Origin of the sequence: Nostoc sp. (assembly GCF_036919815.1) — a bacterium.
Taxonomy (GTDB): Bacteria; Cyanobacteriota; Cyanobacteriia; order Cyanobacteriales; family Nostocaceae; genus Nostoc.
Window position 1 is genome coordinate 17276 of the sequence record NZ_JBALCE010000044.1, and the last position, 14920, is coordinate 32195.

The 14920-nt window shown below is 43.8% G+C and carries 8 protein-coding genes and 1 pseudogene; 5 read left to right on the forward strand and 4 right to left on the reverse strand.

What is annotated here, in order from left to right; genetic code table 11:
• The first annotated feature begins 1 nt into the window (after nucleotide 1).
• Nucleotides 2-1870: an ATP-dependent zinc metalloprotease FtsH4 gene (gene ftsH4, locus V7K15_RS11515; protein WP_334905634.1), complete on the forward strand. Its 1869-nt coding sequence runs from the start codon at nucleotides 2-4 to the stop codon at nucleotides 1868-1870.
• Between the two features lie 124 nt (nucleotides 1871-1994).
• Here ftsH4 and V7K15_RS11520 read toward each other — a convergent pair whose 3' ends face one another.
• The 4 genes from V7K15_RS11520 to V7K15_RS11535 all read right to left on the reverse strand — a co-directional run bounded on the left by V7K15_RS11520 (nucleotide 1995) and on the right by V7K15_RS11535 (nucleotide 8423).
• Nucleotides 1995-2366, reverse strand: a complete 372-nt coding sequence (locus V7K15_RS11520; RefSeq protein WP_334905635.1) for a hypothetical protein — start codon at nucleotides 2364-2366, stop codon at nucleotides 1995-1997.
• On the reverse strand, nucleotides 2338-5562 hold the full coding sequence (locus V7K15_RS11525) for a calcium-binding protein (RefSeq protein ID WP_334905636.1): 3225 nt from the start codon (nucleotides 5560-5562) through the stop codon (nucleotides 2338-2340). Before V7K15_RS11525 ends, V7K15_RS11520 begins: the two co-directional genes overlap by 29 nt.
• Before the next feature lie 1034 nt (nucleotides 5563-6596).
• A complete protein-coding gene (gene moeB / locus V7K15_RS11530; protein WP_334905637.1) occupies nucleotides 6597-7769 on the reverse strand; it encodes a molybdopterin-synthase adenylyltransferase MoeB in 1173 nt (390 codons plus the stop codon).
• Nucleotides 7770-7964: 195 nt separating this feature from the next.
• On the reverse strand, nucleotides 7965-8423 hold the full coding sequence (locus tag V7K15_RS11535) for a M67 family metallopeptidase (RefSeq protein WP_334905638.1): 459 nt from the start codon (nucleotides 8421-8423) through the stop codon (nucleotides 7965-7967).
• On the opposite strand from V7K15_RS11535, the gene V7K15_RS11540 reads away from it, so the two are divergent.
• The 4 genes and pseudogenes from V7K15_RS11540 to V7K15_RS11555 all read left to right on the forward strand — a co-directional run bounded on the left by V7K15_RS11540 (nucleotide 8422) and on the right by V7K15_RS11555 (nucleotide 14609).
• The gene (locus V7K15_RS11540; protein WP_334905639.1) at nucleotides 8422-8589 is read left to right on the forward strand and encodes a hypothetical protein; all 168 of its coding nucleotides are present in this window, start codon (nucleotides 8422-8424) and stop codon (nucleotides 8587-8589) included. The genes V7K15_RS11535 and V7K15_RS11540 overlap by 2 nt on opposite strands.
• A gap of 470 nt (nucleotides 8590-9059) precedes the next feature.
• Nucleotides 9060-11537, forward strand: a pseudogene (locus V7K15_RS11545) (beta strand repeat-containing protein); the annotation flags it as partial.
• A gap of 263 nt (nucleotides 11538-11800) precedes the next feature.
• A complete protein-coding gene (locus tag V7K15_RS11550) occupies nucleotides 11801-13240 on the forward strand; it encodes a calcium-binding protein (RefSeq protein WP_334905641.1) in 1440 nt (479 codons plus the stop codon).
• Nucleotides 13241-13430: 190 nt separating this feature from the next.
• Nucleotides 13431-14609 carry a calcium-binding protein gene (locus tag V7K15_RS11555; RefSeq protein ID WP_334905642.1) on the forward strand — a complete coding sequence of 393 codons (1179 nt, stop codon included), beginning with the start codon at nucleotides 13431-13433 and terminating at the stop codon, nucleotides 14607-14609.
• Nucleotides 14610-14920: the final 311 nt, after the last annotated feature.

The following is a 14920-nucleotide window of genomic DNA, read 5'->3' on the forward strand; positions in this document are numbered from 1 at the left end:
TATGGCAATTAAAGAACAGCCCAAATCACCTCGGTTTCGGATCATTGCTAATATATTGTTGGCAGTATCAGGGCTATTCCTGCTCTTAAATTTATTTTTGCCTGGTTTATTTGCTTCTGGGCCTACTGGTGTTCCCTATAGCCTATTTATTCATCAAGTACAAGAAGGGGAAGTTAGTCGTGTTTCCGTTGGTCAAAACCAGATTCTCTACCAACTAAAAACAGAAAATGCCGAGCCAATGCAGGTGTTTCAAACTACACCAATCTTTGATTTAGAGTTACCTAAACTGCTAGAACAAAAGGGAGTTGAATTCGCTGCTACACCTCCACCTAAAAATACTTGGTTTACAACCCTCTTGAGTTGGGTGATTCCACCACTGATTTTTATTGGCATTTGGCAGTTCTTTCTCGCCCGTGGTGCCGGTGGTGGTGGACCCCAAGGTGTTCTCTCCATTGGTAAGAGCAAAGCTAAGGTTTACGTTGAAGGCGAATCAGCTAAAATCACCTTTGCAGATGTGGCTGGGGTAGAAGAAGCGAAAACTGAGTTAGTGGAAATTGTGGATTTCCTCAAGACTCCAGGACGCTTTACGCAAATTGGCGCTAGGATTCCCAAAGGTGTGTTGTTAGTTGGTCCTCCCGGTACTGGTAAGACACTTTTAGCGAAAGCCGTAGCCGGAGAAGCGGGAGTTCCATTCTTCAGTATCTCTGGTTCGGAGTTTGTGGAACTGTTTGTCGGTGTGGGTTCTTCCAGAGTCCGAGATTTATTTGAGCAGGCCAAAAAACAGGCTCCCTGTATTATATTCATTGATGAATTGGATGCGATCGGTAAGTCTCGGAGCAGTAACGGCTTCTACGGTGGTAATGATGAACGGGAACAAACCCTCAACCAATTACTCACAGAGATGGATGGGTTTGCGGCTGGGGATGCAACAGTGATTGTGCTAGCAGCTACCAACCGCCCCGAAGTACTAGACCCCGCCTTGCTGCGTCCAGGCCGCTTTGACCGCCAAGTGTTGGTAGACCGTCCCGATTTATCTGATCGTGAAGCAATTCTCAAAATTCACGCTCAAAAGGTAAAATTAGGAGATGATGTAAATTTAAAAGCGATCGCTACTCGTACTCCTGGTTTTGCTGGCGCAGATTTGGCAAACTTGGTGAATGAAGCGGCATTATTGGCAGCTCGCAATTTGCGTCAAAGTGTTGCTCAAGAAGACTTTGCCGAAGCAATTGAGCGGGTAGTCGCCGGTTTAGAGAAAAAGAGTCGGGTAATGAACGAGACTGAGAAAAAGATTGTTGCATACCATGAAGTTGGTCACGCAATGGTCGGGGCGTTAACAACCGGAAACGGTCGCGTAGAAAAGATTTCGATTATTCCCCGTGGGATGGCAGCTTTGGGCTATACTTTGCAATTACCAACTGAAGACCGCTTTTTGCTAAATGAAACAGAACTGCGGGGTCAGATTGCGACTCTGTTAGGTGGACGTTCCGCCGAAGAGGTGGTATTTAACAGTATTACAACAGGTGCTTCCAACGATTTGCAACGAGCAACTGACTTGGCAGAACGGATGGTAACAGCCTATGGTATGAGTAAAGTCTTAGGGCCACTGGCTTACCAACAAGGACAACAAGCAATGTTCCTCGGTAATGGTGCGACTAATCCCCGGCGGGCGGTGAGTGAAGACACATCGAAAGCTATTGATAGTGAAGTCAAGGAAATCGTGGAAACAGCCCACCAACAAGCCCTAGAGATTCTCAGACAGAATCGAGACTTGCTAGAAGCGATCGCTACTCAACTCTTAGAAACAGAGGTCATTGAAGGCGAAAAACTGCACAGTCTCCTGAGTCAAGTTAAACCCGTAGTTAACTCATAACCCGTACTTTCTACACACAGGGACGCAAAGTTTATGCTCTGCGTCCCTTTGCGTTAAACCTCTGCGTTACTTTGCGTTTCAAAAAAAGCCACTCATATCATGTGCGTTTAATTATTTCTCCCTGCTAACTACCAACCACAAAATTGTTGTTGGTTAGTGATAATCCAGTAGATAATTGTGCAAATTGTACCTGACTAAACCCAGTTGCGCTGCCATCTTTGTCAAAGTATAATGCACCTGTAGCACCGTTGTAAATAAATCGCTCTTCGCTTGTCGTTGCAGATGTTCCCAGAGTAAACTGATTTTTTTGAAGTGAACCTCTTGGTAAATTGCGATCGAAAGAATAATGCGATACTTGAATGATTTCATTAGTTGCATTGAAATCATAAATAGTATCAACACCTCCTTTGTAATTATCGAAAGCAAAGGTATCAGTGCCATTCCCTCCATAGAGGCTGTCATTGCTATTATTGCCACCTGTCAAGATATCTATCATTGCCATCACCTCCTAAGAGGAGGTTATTGCCTGTTGACCCCCCAGCATACAAGGTATCGTTACCAGTGCCTCCGTTGAGGGTATCATTGCCTGAAGTGAATATACTGTAGCCGGCAGAAATGTCAAGATAATCATTGCCATCGCCCCCGGAAAGAAGATTATGACCTGTGGAATTGCTACCATCCAAGGTATCGTCACCAGCGCCTCCATTAAGGGTGTTATTGCCTAAAGTATGGCCCTCATAATTGTATAAGTTAAGAGAATCATTGCCATCACCCCCATCAAGCAGGTTATCGCCTCTGGAACCGCCAGCATCCAAGCCATCGTTACCTTCGCCTCCGTTGAGAGTGTTATCACCTGTGGAACCGCTAGCATCCAAGCCATCGTCACCACTGCCACCATCAAGGATATTATTACCTTCACCACTTTCGAGAAAATCATTTCCCGCACCGCCAATGAGAGTATCATCTCCGGCATTACCTCGGAGTGTATCATTACCACTCAAGCCGTTGATGATGTCGTCACCCCCCTGACCATTAATGACATCATTGGAATTATCAAAACCTATAATGTTGTTATTGAGGTCATTGAGGAAGGTAACAGTGTTCTTATTGAACAGGTTAGTTTGAGTGGAATCAGCATCAAACACATCAAAACTATCGGTAATGCTGGTTTGTCCATAAAAGAGGATATTACCAATAGCCGGTCGTGAAGAATTTGCTGGCAGATTGTCCAGGTTTTCTAATTTGAAGTCTTGCAGAATCACTTTGCCAGGAACATCTTCAAAGGGAGGAATATGTCCAAAGGTGAGTTCTAAGTTGTTACCGTTTTGAGTTAATTGCAGATTTTGAGCAGTCAAGATACTACGACTATCTGTAAATTGACCTGTAACTGTAAATTGCAAGGTGTCTAAGGAGTCAATCGCCGTCGCTGAGGGATTTGAGCTTTTACCCACGCCACCGAAATCGGTAATTATATCAGTACCGCCTGAGTATAAGATGCCAGTTTGGTAGTCAAGACTGGTGTAAGTGGTGTAAACAAATGTATCATTGCCTGCGCCGCCAGTTAGGGTATCATTGCTTGCGCCACCAGCTAGGGTATCATTGCCACTGTTGCCCATAATTCGGTCATTGTAGTCTGTACCTGAGATATTTAACCGTTCTATATTTTTGTAGCTAACGCTATTCTTGCCGGCTCTAATTAAGCCAGTGTTAGTAGTGGCATTAATTGTTGAAGTGATTCTCATTGTAGCAGCACTGTAATCGACGGACAATAAATCGTCGCCCTGACCCCCATCTATGGTATCTTTACCACCAGTTCCCGTGCCAAAGGTATCGTTGCCATCGTTTCCCACAATATTGTCATTGTAGGCTGTACCTGAGATATTGAATCGTTCGATATTTTTGTAGCTAACACTACTTGTACCCGCCGTAATTGAGCCAGTGTTAGTGGTAGGATTAGAGGGTGTTGTTATTCCACCTGTAGCAGCACTGTAATCGACGTACAATAAATCGTCGCCCTGACCGCCATCTATGGTATCTTTGCCACCAGTTCCCGTGCTAAGGGTATCGTTTTCATTGTTCCCTACAATATTGTCATTGTAGGCTGTACCTAAGATATTGAATCGTTCGATATTTTTGTAGTTAACGCTATTCTTGCCCGCCGTAATTGAGCTAATGTTAGTGGTAGCATTAAATGTTGTTGTTATCCCCTCTGTAGCAGCACTGTAATTGACGGACAACAAATCGTCACCTTTACCACCATCTACTTGAGTCACTAAAGAAAAGGGTGCAGGAGGATCTAATACCAATGATTGGCTGCCTACGTAGATAGAATCATTGCCATCACCTCCATCAAACAGGTTATCGCCTGTTGAACCGGTAGCACTCAAGGTATCGTCACCAGCGCCACCGTTAAGGGTGTTATTACCAGACGAGATATTGGAGGTGAGGCCGTAAGGATATTCGTGAGAACCAGAGATGTCAAGAAAATCATTGCCATCGCCCCCATTGAGCAGATTATCACCTTTTGAACCGATAGCACTCAAGGTATCATCACCAGCGCCACCGTTAAGGGTGTTATTGCCTATGGAGCGAGAGTCGGTGAAGGTGTCGTAATTAAATTCAGACAAGCCAGAGATGTCAAGGGAATCATTGCCATCACCCCCATTCAGCAGGTTATCACCTTTTGAACCGGTAGCACTCAAGGTATCGTCACCAGCACCGCCGTTGAGGGTGTTATTGCCTGAGGTGATATAGTCCTCGTAAGAGTTATAGAAATAGCCAGAAATGTTAAGATAATCATTGCCATCACCCCCATTTAGCAGGTTATCGCCTGTTGAAACGGTAGCATTCAAGGTATCGTCACCAGCACCACCGTTGAGGGTATTATTGTCTGAAGAGATCAGGTCGTTTGTTACGTAGTAGTAGCTAGGGGAGTTCTGGTAGCCAGGGGCGTAGAGATAATCATTGCCGTCACCCCCATTCAGCAGACTATCGCCTGTTCCGGTAGCATTCAAGGTATCGTCACCAGTACCGCCGTTGAGGGTATTATTACCCGCACCACCTCTTAAAAGGTCATTGCCACTTAAGCCGTCTATGATATCATCACCCCCCTGACCGTTGATCACATCATCTGAGTTGTCAAAACCCTTGACATTGTTGTTCAGATCGTTTAGGAAGGTAACTGTATTTTTGTTGAAAATAGTGCTTTGGGTGGAGTTGGCATTAAAAACATCAAAGCTGTCTGTGACGGTGGTTTGTCCATAAAATAGGATATTACCCAAGTCTACAGTCGCCCCTGTAGATTTGCTGAGGTTATCTAGATTTTCCAAAGCAAAGTTTTGCAGGATGACTTTGGGATTAAGCTGATTTACAAAAGTGAAAGTGATTTCCAGATTGCTGCCATTCTGGGTAAGCAGCAGATTTTTGGCAGTGTAAACCTCATTGGCAGTATAAAAATCATTGCTATTGAATTTTAGAGTGTCCACTTCGGCAATGACTGCTGCTGAGGGATTTACGCCTTTACCCACGCCACCGAAATCAGGGATAATAGTTGTGAAAATGCTCAAGTCGTAAAATGTATCGTTGCCACCGCTACCTATAAGGGTCTTATCAGGATGTGAGCTATAATCGGGGTATGAGCTGCCACTGCCCATTAGGCTATCGTTGCCCTTGGTTCCAATGATATCTGCCATAATTTTTACCTGCCTAAATTGATTTTTTCTGTAATAGGACTTACGCAAAACTAGACGCTGTAGGGGCAATTCATGAATTGCCCCTACGTAAAAATAAAGGTTTCAGCTATTGTTTGCGTAAGTCCTGTGTAACTGTCAGTTGTCAACCTGCTGTTTGTGCTGTTTTAGGGTACAAACAACTCACCGAAATTTGAAGTTTTCGGCATACTTTACCCTTGAATCTTGAGCAAAAGTAATATTTCTCGAAGATTCACTTATAAATGGCTTCTATATAGATAGCAATGATTTTGATATCTCAAACCATCTAAATTTGAAGCACTGTGCAAATTAATCAGCGTATGCATTCAGGATGATCGATTATCTCAACCTAAATGAATCATCTTTGTTCATTAGAAATGAGTGAACAAGCATCAAAAATCCATCCTTGATATTTGGTTTTTTGCCGATGCTTAAATCCTACAAGTTTGAAATTAATTCTTGAGCTGGAAGAGATTTTGATGCCCTACTTGTGGGATATTCCCCGTAACTATGTAGCTTGAAAATAGAGAATATCTCACTTTTTACTAGCCTCACAATAACTACATAGTCAATATTCTACTTACATATTTATACTTAAATAGCTATCTTTACCTATTCTTCACATTATTGACCAAAAAATGTATACAGAAATACTAACTTTGCCTATTCTTCATATTATTGTGATTTACAAGCAGTAAAAAAGCAGTAGGCAAATGTTTTAAGCGGTAAGAAAAAATACATATTTTCTTATTTGAAGGCTATGCCTACGCCTGCGTTAAGCTACACCTAAACTTTAAGATTGAGAAAATTAAGCGATCGCACCCCAATGTATTATACCTCAGCAAAAATTGTGATAAACGCAGATATGTAGGTGTGGGGAACGGGGAGATGAAAAGTCAGTGGAAGCAGGTAAAAAGTTATTTTTCTTTCTCATCCCCCACCCTGCGGGTTCGCGTAGCGTTCCGTAGGAAAGCTAAAGCTACATCCCCCTCATCTACTCTTTAAGCGGCGCGTTTTTAATACTCTGGAACCGACGAATCGATTTCTCGACTCCAAGCGGTAATTCCGCCTTTGACATTCGTCCCGACAATTCCAGCTTCCTTGAGGATGGCAAGGGCTTTTGCCGATCGCCCGCCCATCTTACAATGAGCAATTAAGCGGTGACCGTTCAATATTTCCTTCACCTTCGCAACGCCATTCCCATTTTCAATGTCTGGTAAGGGTACCAACACTGAACCCGGAATCTTGGCAATCTCATACTCATGGGGGTTGCGGACATCCAGCAGTACAAAATCCTTCGCACCGCTATCCAGCAATTCCTTCAAATCCTTGACGGTCATTTCTTGAGTTTCCATCTGCTGTTTTGCCTCCTCTGCCTTAGCTTGTGGAATCCCGCAGAATTGTTCATAGTCTATCAGCTTTTCAATCACTGGGCGAATCGGATTAGGACGCAGTTTTAATTCCCGAAATTTCATTTCTAAGGCGTTGTATAGTAGCAACCGCCCACTCAGGGTATTACCTTGTCCCAAAATTATTTTGACAGTTTCGGTTGCTTGGATTAAACCAAGAATTCCTGGCAAAATTCCCAATACGCCACCTTCTGCACAAGAGGGAACCATTCCTGGTGGTGGTGGTTCTGGGAAAAGGTCACGATAGTTGGGGCCACCTTCGTAATTAAATACACTAGCTTGCCCTTCAAAGCGTAAAATTGAACCGTAGACGTTGGGCTTGTTCAGCAATACGCAGGCATCGTTAACTAGATATCTGGTGGGGAAGTTATCGGTACCATCTACCACTATATCATAAGGTTGGAGGATCTCCAGGGCGTTTTCAGAACTCAGGCGGGTTTCGTATAAATCAACTTGACAATAGGGGTTAATCTCGTGAATCCGGTTTTTTGCCGATTCAATCTTGGGTTTACCCACCCAGGATGTACCGTGGATTACTTGACGTTGCAGATTGGAAGTATCGACAACATCGAAATCGACAATGCCGATGCGTCCAATACCCGCCGCCGCCAGATATAAAAGTAGTGGTGAACCTAGTCCACCTGTACCGATACATAGTACACTGGCGGCTTTCAGGCGCTTTTGTCCTTCTAGTCCGACTTCTGGCAAAATCAGGTGTCGGGAGTAGCGTTCGTAATCGTCTTTGGTCAACTGGATTTCGTCCAGATTGGGATTGAGCATAGCAGTTATGATATGGGAGAGCGGAATATTAATCCTATCGAAAAACTGTATCTCTTATACAGATAGGGAGTATGCTTGCCGTGAGCTTGTCCTGAGCGTAGTCGAAGGGCGTAGCCGAATGGGAGTAGGGAAGACGAATTTTCATCCGTTGCGGGCGCGAAAACCGCTATGAGTGACTATCTTAAAACTAAGCCGTTAAATTATATTTTCAATTGCCTCGGCTTGAAACTGATGATGATCATCAAGGCTCCAGCTTTGGAGTTCTCCAGCTTTGCCCTTTTGGACAGAAACTATTATATACGAGTATCCTTGCCAAGCGTATAGGCGATCGCATTCTGAAGGGATAGCAAGATGATCTGGGTGGGAGTGAAAAATGCCGATAATGTTCAGTGAGCGATCGCGTGCTTCCTTTTGTGTTTTTAACATAATTTCGGGTGCGATCGCATATTGCCGTTTTTTACTTTCTGTTGTGCGTTCCCCTGGAAACTCAGCAGCCACTTCTGTATTCCAGACATTTTTTGTTGGCATGACTTCTACCGCAATTTTGCCCTCACTAGCCAGATAGCCCAAAATTATACCGCAGCATTCCTCTGGGTAAATGCTTTCAGCATGAGTGCGGATAGTTTGCAAGTGTTCTTGACTCAGTTGGATCATGTCTGCGTTCAAAGTTCTGGTAAGTTATAGCGATTCTTGCACAGATATTAAGATATTGGCAGGCATTATCGATAGCGTAGCGTTAGCGACGCAGGAGCGTCACAGCCCACCGCAGGCATCGCTTGCTCTTGCTCATAATCTATGTGTAGCTCAAGAAGAAGCGTAGGCATCGCAGCGTTTAAAGACAAAAATATGTATTTTTTAATCACTCCTTCAAATATTTGTCTACTGCTTTGGGTTTTCTTATTGCCTATAAACCAATACGCTTGGGTTAAGGCTAAAAACTAAACCTGTGTAGGTTGGGTTGAGGAACGAAACCCAACCCAACCTAGTATTTTTCTTAACCCAAGTGTACTGCCCTATAAACTAGAAGAATATGAAGATTACATAAAGCTCAGTAATTATATATACATTTATTAGTCAATAATGTGAAGAGTATGCAAAGATGCTTACTTAAACATAGACATCTAAGTAAGATAAAGCCAGTCAAAGGGTGAATATTCCAGAAATATTACTGATCCTCAAGGGTGACGTATAAGGTATGCAGATTTCGGTGAATTTTTGTGCCTGAAAGCACAAACTGCAAATTGACAACTGAAAGTTACTGAAAAAATCGACTTAGGTAGCTAGAAAATTATGGCAAATATCATTGGAACCAACGGTAACGATACACTATTCGGCAGTTACAACGACACCTTGACTGGTGGAGGCGGCAAGGACATTTACTACTTCACCAGCAACTACCTCACCAGCAACTACCTCACTTATACTATCACCGATTTTGGTGGGGTAGGTAAAGGCGTAAATCCTTCAGCAGCAGTCATTGCCGAAGTGGATACCCTAATATTCGGGGGCGATGGCTTAACTGCCCGAAATCTGCTGTTGACCCAGAATGGCAACAATTTGGAAATCACCTTTGAAGCGCCGGAAACTCCCAAAGTCATCCTGCAAAACTTTGCCCTGGAAAACCTGGATAACCTCAGCAAATCTACAGGAGCCACTGTAGACTTGGGCAATATCCTGTTTGATGGGCAAACTCGCATCACGGACAGCTTTGATGTCTTCAATGCCAACTCTACCCAAAGCACAATTTTCAACTTGAACACAGTCACCTTCCTTAACGACCTCTCTAACAATGTCAACGGCTTTGACAACTCAGATGATGTGATCAATGGTCAGGGGGGGAATGACATCATTGACGGCTTGAGTGGCAATGACTTGCTGCGCGGTGGCACGGGCAATGACACTCTCATTGGTGGTGTGAGGAATAACACCCTCAACAGTAAGATTTATAGTTATAGTGGCTCGCCTGTTGACAATTCAACAGGCGATAACCTGCTCTCTGGTGGCGATGGCAATGATTATCTCTTTGCTTCTGGCTACGTCTACAACGAATACTACCAAACCAATATTAGGGCGTCTGGTAATAACATCCTCAATGGTGGCGCTGGTGACGATTACTTGAATGTTGACAATTCAATAGGCAATAACCTGCTCTCTGGTGGCGATGGCAATGATACTCTCGTTACCTCTGGCGCGTTAGGTAATAACACCCTCAACGGTGGCAATGGGAATGACACCATCTATACTGATTTTGGTAATAATATCTTAACTGGTGGCGGCGGCAAGGATAAATTTGTTTACGACCAAGGTGATAGTGACGTTAGTACCATCACCGATTTCGGTGGCATTGGTAAAGGCTCAAATCCATCAGCGGCGGTAATTGCCGAATTGGATACCTTGCAATTTACAAGCTTTGGACAATTAACTGCGAGAAATCTGCTACTAACTCAAAATGGCAACAATCTAGAAATCATTTTTGAAGGGGTGTTTTATAGTCCCAAAGTGGTTCTGCAAAACTTTGCCCTGGAAAACCTAGACAATTTAGCTCAGGTCGGCAATATCCTGTTTGATGGGCAAACTAGCATCACGGACAGCTTTGATGTCTTCAATGCTAACTCCACCCAAAGCACAATTTTCAACTTGAACACAGTCACCTTCCTTAACGACCTCTCCAACAATGTTAACGGCTTTAATGACTCAGATGATGTAATCAATGCTCAGGGGGGTAATGACCGCATCGATGGTAAGAGTGGCAACGACTTGCTGCGCGGTGGTGCGGGCGATGATACTCTCATTGGTGGTACTGGTGACGATGTTTTATTAGATAATTCTCAGTCTGATTTAATAGGCGATAATCTGCTCTTTGGGGGCGATGGCAATGATTTTCTCTCCACCTCTGGCTCAGTGGACGGCCTCGGCAACGTAGGATACAAATTCTATGGTAATACGTCTGGCAATAACACTCTCAACGGTGGCGCTGGTAACGATTCCTTGTCTGCTAACGGTTCAACAGGCGATAACCTGCTTTCTGGGGACGATGGCAATGATTTGCTCTCCGCCTCTAGCTTCTTCGACAGTGATTTCGGACGGCTTCCATATACCACCTCTGGCAATAATACCCTCAACGGTGGCGTTGGTAACGATAAATTGTATGCTGACTATTCAGAAGGCAATAACCTGCTCTCTGGAGGCGATGGCAATGATTTTCTCTCTGCCTCTGGCAGACAATTGGACGACTACGGAGGCTATGCTGCCTCTGGCAAGAACACTCTCAACGGTGGCGCTGGTAACGATTCCTTGAATATTGACTATTCATCAGGCGATAATCTACTCTCTGGGGGCAATGGCAATGATTTGCTCTCCGCCATAACCGCCTTAGGGAATAACACCCTTGATGGTGGCAATGGCAATGACATCCTCATAGGTGGGAACGGTAATGATATCCTTTATGGAGGGGATGGTAATGATGTCTTTGTTTTCAATAGTTACAATGAAGGCATTGACACTATTTATGATTTCAACGTCACTAATGAACTGATTCAGGTATCGGCTGCTGCTTTTGGTGGCAGCTTATCAACATCTTCACTTCAGAAAAGTCAGTTTACCCTCGGAACATCTGCAACGACAAGCAATCAACGATTTATTTATGACTCTATTAAAGGTGCATTGTATTTTGACCAAGATGGCAGTGCAACTGGGTTTACTCAGGTAAAATTTGCACAATTATCCACTGGATTGTTACTAACCGAAAACAACTTTGTGGTTGTTTAATCTTTATTAGCGCTCTGCCATTACTAGTACCGCAAGGCGAAATTCAAAATGAATACAGCGTAAACGTTTCATTGATTTGGAATGGTTGGTTTATTTACGCCGACCTGTATTAACCAACTCCCATTCGATTGTCCCTCAAGATTGACATAAAAGTATGCCGAAAACGTCAAATTTCGATGAGTTATTTGTGTCTTAAAACAGCACTAACTGCAAATTGACAACTGAAATTTACTGAAAAAATCGATTTAAGTAGGTAGAAAATTATGGCAAATATCAATGGCACTAAGGGTAATGATACGCTCACTGGGACAACGAGTGATGACCTGATTAATGGTTTAGCAGGTAACGATAGACTAGATAGTAACGGAGGCAACGACACTCTAGATGGTGGTTTTGGTAATGATCTGCTTTATGATTCCTCTTCTACTGGCAATAACAGTCTTAGTGGGGATGCAGGGAATGACAACCTTTATATTGACAACTCTACTGGCAACAATACGCTTTCAGGCGGAGATGGGGCTGATTCCTTTTATGCCGTTAATGTGCAGGGTAGAAACATCTTCGATGGAGGAGATGGCGATGACATGTTCATTTTGAGCGATTTAAAGTCTGCCCCATCTTCCTTATTAGTGACTCAAAGGGTAGATGGGGGTACAGGTGACGATAAGCTGTTCGGCTATTACCCCAACGCTACCGGAAAAATCACTTCGACTTTCAATGCCACCACTAACATTGGCTCGATTACAGTTGGCACGAATCAGATTAGCTACAAGAATATCGAACGACTACAGATAGAGATCGCAGATAAAGCCTACGATGACTATCTAGTGGGTACTAATGGCGACGATTCTTTGTCCGGGGGTGGTGGCAATGATACGATTATTGGCGGTGCAGGTAACGATATCTTGAGTGCTAGCGGTTCGCAAAGCTCAACAGGCGATAATCTGCTGGATGGTGGCGCAGGTAAGGATTACTTGAATGCCTCTGGTGGCTATTACTTCATGTCAGGCAATAACACCCTCTATGGTGGCGCAGGTGACGATACTTTGAATATTAACGGTTCAAAAGGCGATAACCTGCTTTCTGGGGGCGATGGCAATGATTCTCTCACCGGCTCTAGCGACGGCCGTGGCTTCGGAGCATATTTATTCTATAATACCACTGGCAATAACACCCTCAATGGTGGCGCTGGTAACGATACTGTGAATATTGACTATTCAACAGGCGATAATCTGATCTCTGGGGGCAATGGCAATGATTTGCTCTCTGCCATAACTGCCTTAGGGAATAACACCCTTGATGGTGGCAATGGCAATGACACCATAAAAGGTGGCAATGGCAATGATATCCTTACAGGTGGCAATGGTAATGATAGCCTCTATGGAGGGGATGGTACTGATACCTTTGCTTTCAATAGTTACAACGAAGGTGTTGATCGTCTTTATGACTTTAACGCCACTAATGAAATCATTCAGGTATCGGCTGCTGGTTTTGGTGGCGGGTTATCAACCGATTTACTTCAGAAAAGCCAGTTTACCATCAGAACATCTGCAACCACAAGCAATCAGCGATTTATCTACAATAACATTACAGGTGCATTGTTCTTTGATCTTGATGGTAGTGCATCTGCGTTTACTCAGGTAAAATTTGCACAATTATCTGCTGGATTGTCACTAACCGAAAACAATTTTCTGGTTGTTTAATCGGAATTAGCGCTCTGCAATCACTAAGTAGTATGTGTTGTGAGGTGCTTAGAATAGCACCTTGCATGTCTGCTTTTAATTGTTGTCGTAGATTTGTATCTAATGGTAAGTTCTTTGTGCTATAAAACAGCACTAACAGCAACTTGAGAACTGAAGTTACTGAAAAAATTGATTTAGGAAGGTAGAAATTATGGCAAATATCAATGGCACTAATGGTAATGATACCCTACTGGGTAGTAACCTCGCGGACACAATTAAGGCTAAAGCAGGCAACGATTTGCTGTGGGGTGGTGCGGGGAATGATACTCTCATTGGTGGTACGGGCAATAATACCCTCTACGGTGGTATTGGTGACGATAACTTGAGCGCGAACAGTTCAACAGGGAATAATCTGCTCTCTGGGGACGATGGCAATGATTCTCTCTCTGTCTCTGGCTACTCCAGTTTCATATACCCAGACGACGACTACGACTCTGGCTCAAATGGCAATAACACCCTCAATGGTGGCGCTGGTAAGGATAGCTTGAGTGCTAGCGGTTCAACAGGCAATAACCTGCTCAATGGTGGCGATGACAATGATTATATCTCCATCTCTGGCTACTACAAAGGAAATCAGTACGACTACTCCGACTCTCGCTCAGAGGGCAAGAACACCCTCAACGGTGGCGCAGGTAACGATAACTTGAGTGCTAGCGGTTCAACAGGCAATAACCTGCTTAATGGTGGCGATGGCAATGATTATATCTCCATCTCTGGCTACTACAGCTACACTCCTGGAGACGTGCATAGCCCCCGCGAAGTCTCCATCACATACGACTCTCGCTCAGAGGGCAAGAACACCCTCAACGGTGGCGCAGGTAACGATACCTTGAGTGCTAGCGGTTCAACAGGGAATAACCTACTCTTTGGTGGTGATGGGAATGATTATATCTCGGCCTCTAGCGCGACTGGTAATAACACCCTTGATGGTGGTCTTGGCAATGATATCCTCACAGGTGGTCTTGGTAATGATATCCTCATAGGTGGTCTTGGTAATGATACCCTCTATGGAGGAGCTGGGACTGATACCTTTGTTTTCAATAGTTACAAGGAGGGTGTTGATCGTCTTTATGACTTCAACGCGACTAATGAATTGATTCAGGTATCGGCTGCTGGTTTTGGTGGCGGGTTATCAATCGGTTCACTTAAGACAAGCCAGTTTACCCTCGGAACATCTGCAACAACAAGCAATCAACGATTTATATATGACAATATTACTGGTGGACTGTATTTTGACCTTGATGGCAATGCGTCTGGGTTTACTCAGGTAAAATTAGCCCAATTATCTGCTGGTGTGTCACTAACCAAAAATAATTTTGTGGTTGTTTAATCGGAATTAGGGTTTTTCGATCACTAAGCGGCACGGATTGCGAGGTGCTTAAAATAGCACATTGCATTCGATGATACCTTTGTTTTCAATAGTTACGGTGAAGGTGTTGACACTATTTATGACTTCAACGCCACTAATGACTTAATTCAGGTATCGGCTGATGCTTTCGGTGGCGGATTATCAACACCTTCACTTAAGACAAGTCAGTTTACCCTCGGAACATCTGCAACGACAAGCAATCAACGATTTATCTATGACTTTATTACAGGTGGACTGTATTTTGACCTTGATGGCAATGCGTCTGGGTTTAC

What these genes read in the sequence shown, in the direction of transcription:
- V7K15_RS11520 (WP_334905635.1), bottom strand. Translation starts at nt 2,366, where the DNA reads ATGATAGATATCTTGACAGGTGGCAATAATAGCAATGACAGCCTCTAT.
- V7K15_RS11550 (WP_334905641.1), top strand. Translation starts at nt 11,801, where the DNA reads ATGGCAAATATCAATGGCACTAAGGGTAATGATACGCTCACTGGGACA.
- V7K15_RS11540 (WP_334905639.1), top strand. Translation starts at nt 8,422, where the DNA reads ATGTCTGCGTTCAAAGTTCTGGTAAGTTATAGCGATTCTTGCACAGAT.
- V7K15_RS11535 (WP_334905638.1), bottom strand. Translation starts at nt 8,423, where the DNA reads ATGATCCAACTGAGTCAAGAACACTTGCAAACTATCCGCACTCATGCT.
- ftsH4 (WP_334905634.1), top strand. Translation starts at nt 2, where the DNA reads ATGGCAATTAAAGAACAGCCCAAATCACCTCGGTTTCGGATCATTGCT.
- V7K15_RS11555 (WP_334905642.1), top strand. Translation starts at nt 13,431, where the DNA reads ATGGCAAATATCAATGGCACTAATGGTAATGATACCCTACTGGGTAGT.
- V7K15_RS11525 (WP_334905636.1), bottom strand. Translation starts at nt 5,562, where the DNA reads ATGGCAGATATCATTGGAACCAAGGGCAACGATAGCCTAATGGGCAGT.
- moeB (WP_334905637.1), bottom strand. Translation starts at nt 7,769, where the DNA reads ATGCTCAATCCCAATCTGGACGAAATCCAGTTGACCAAAGACGATTAC.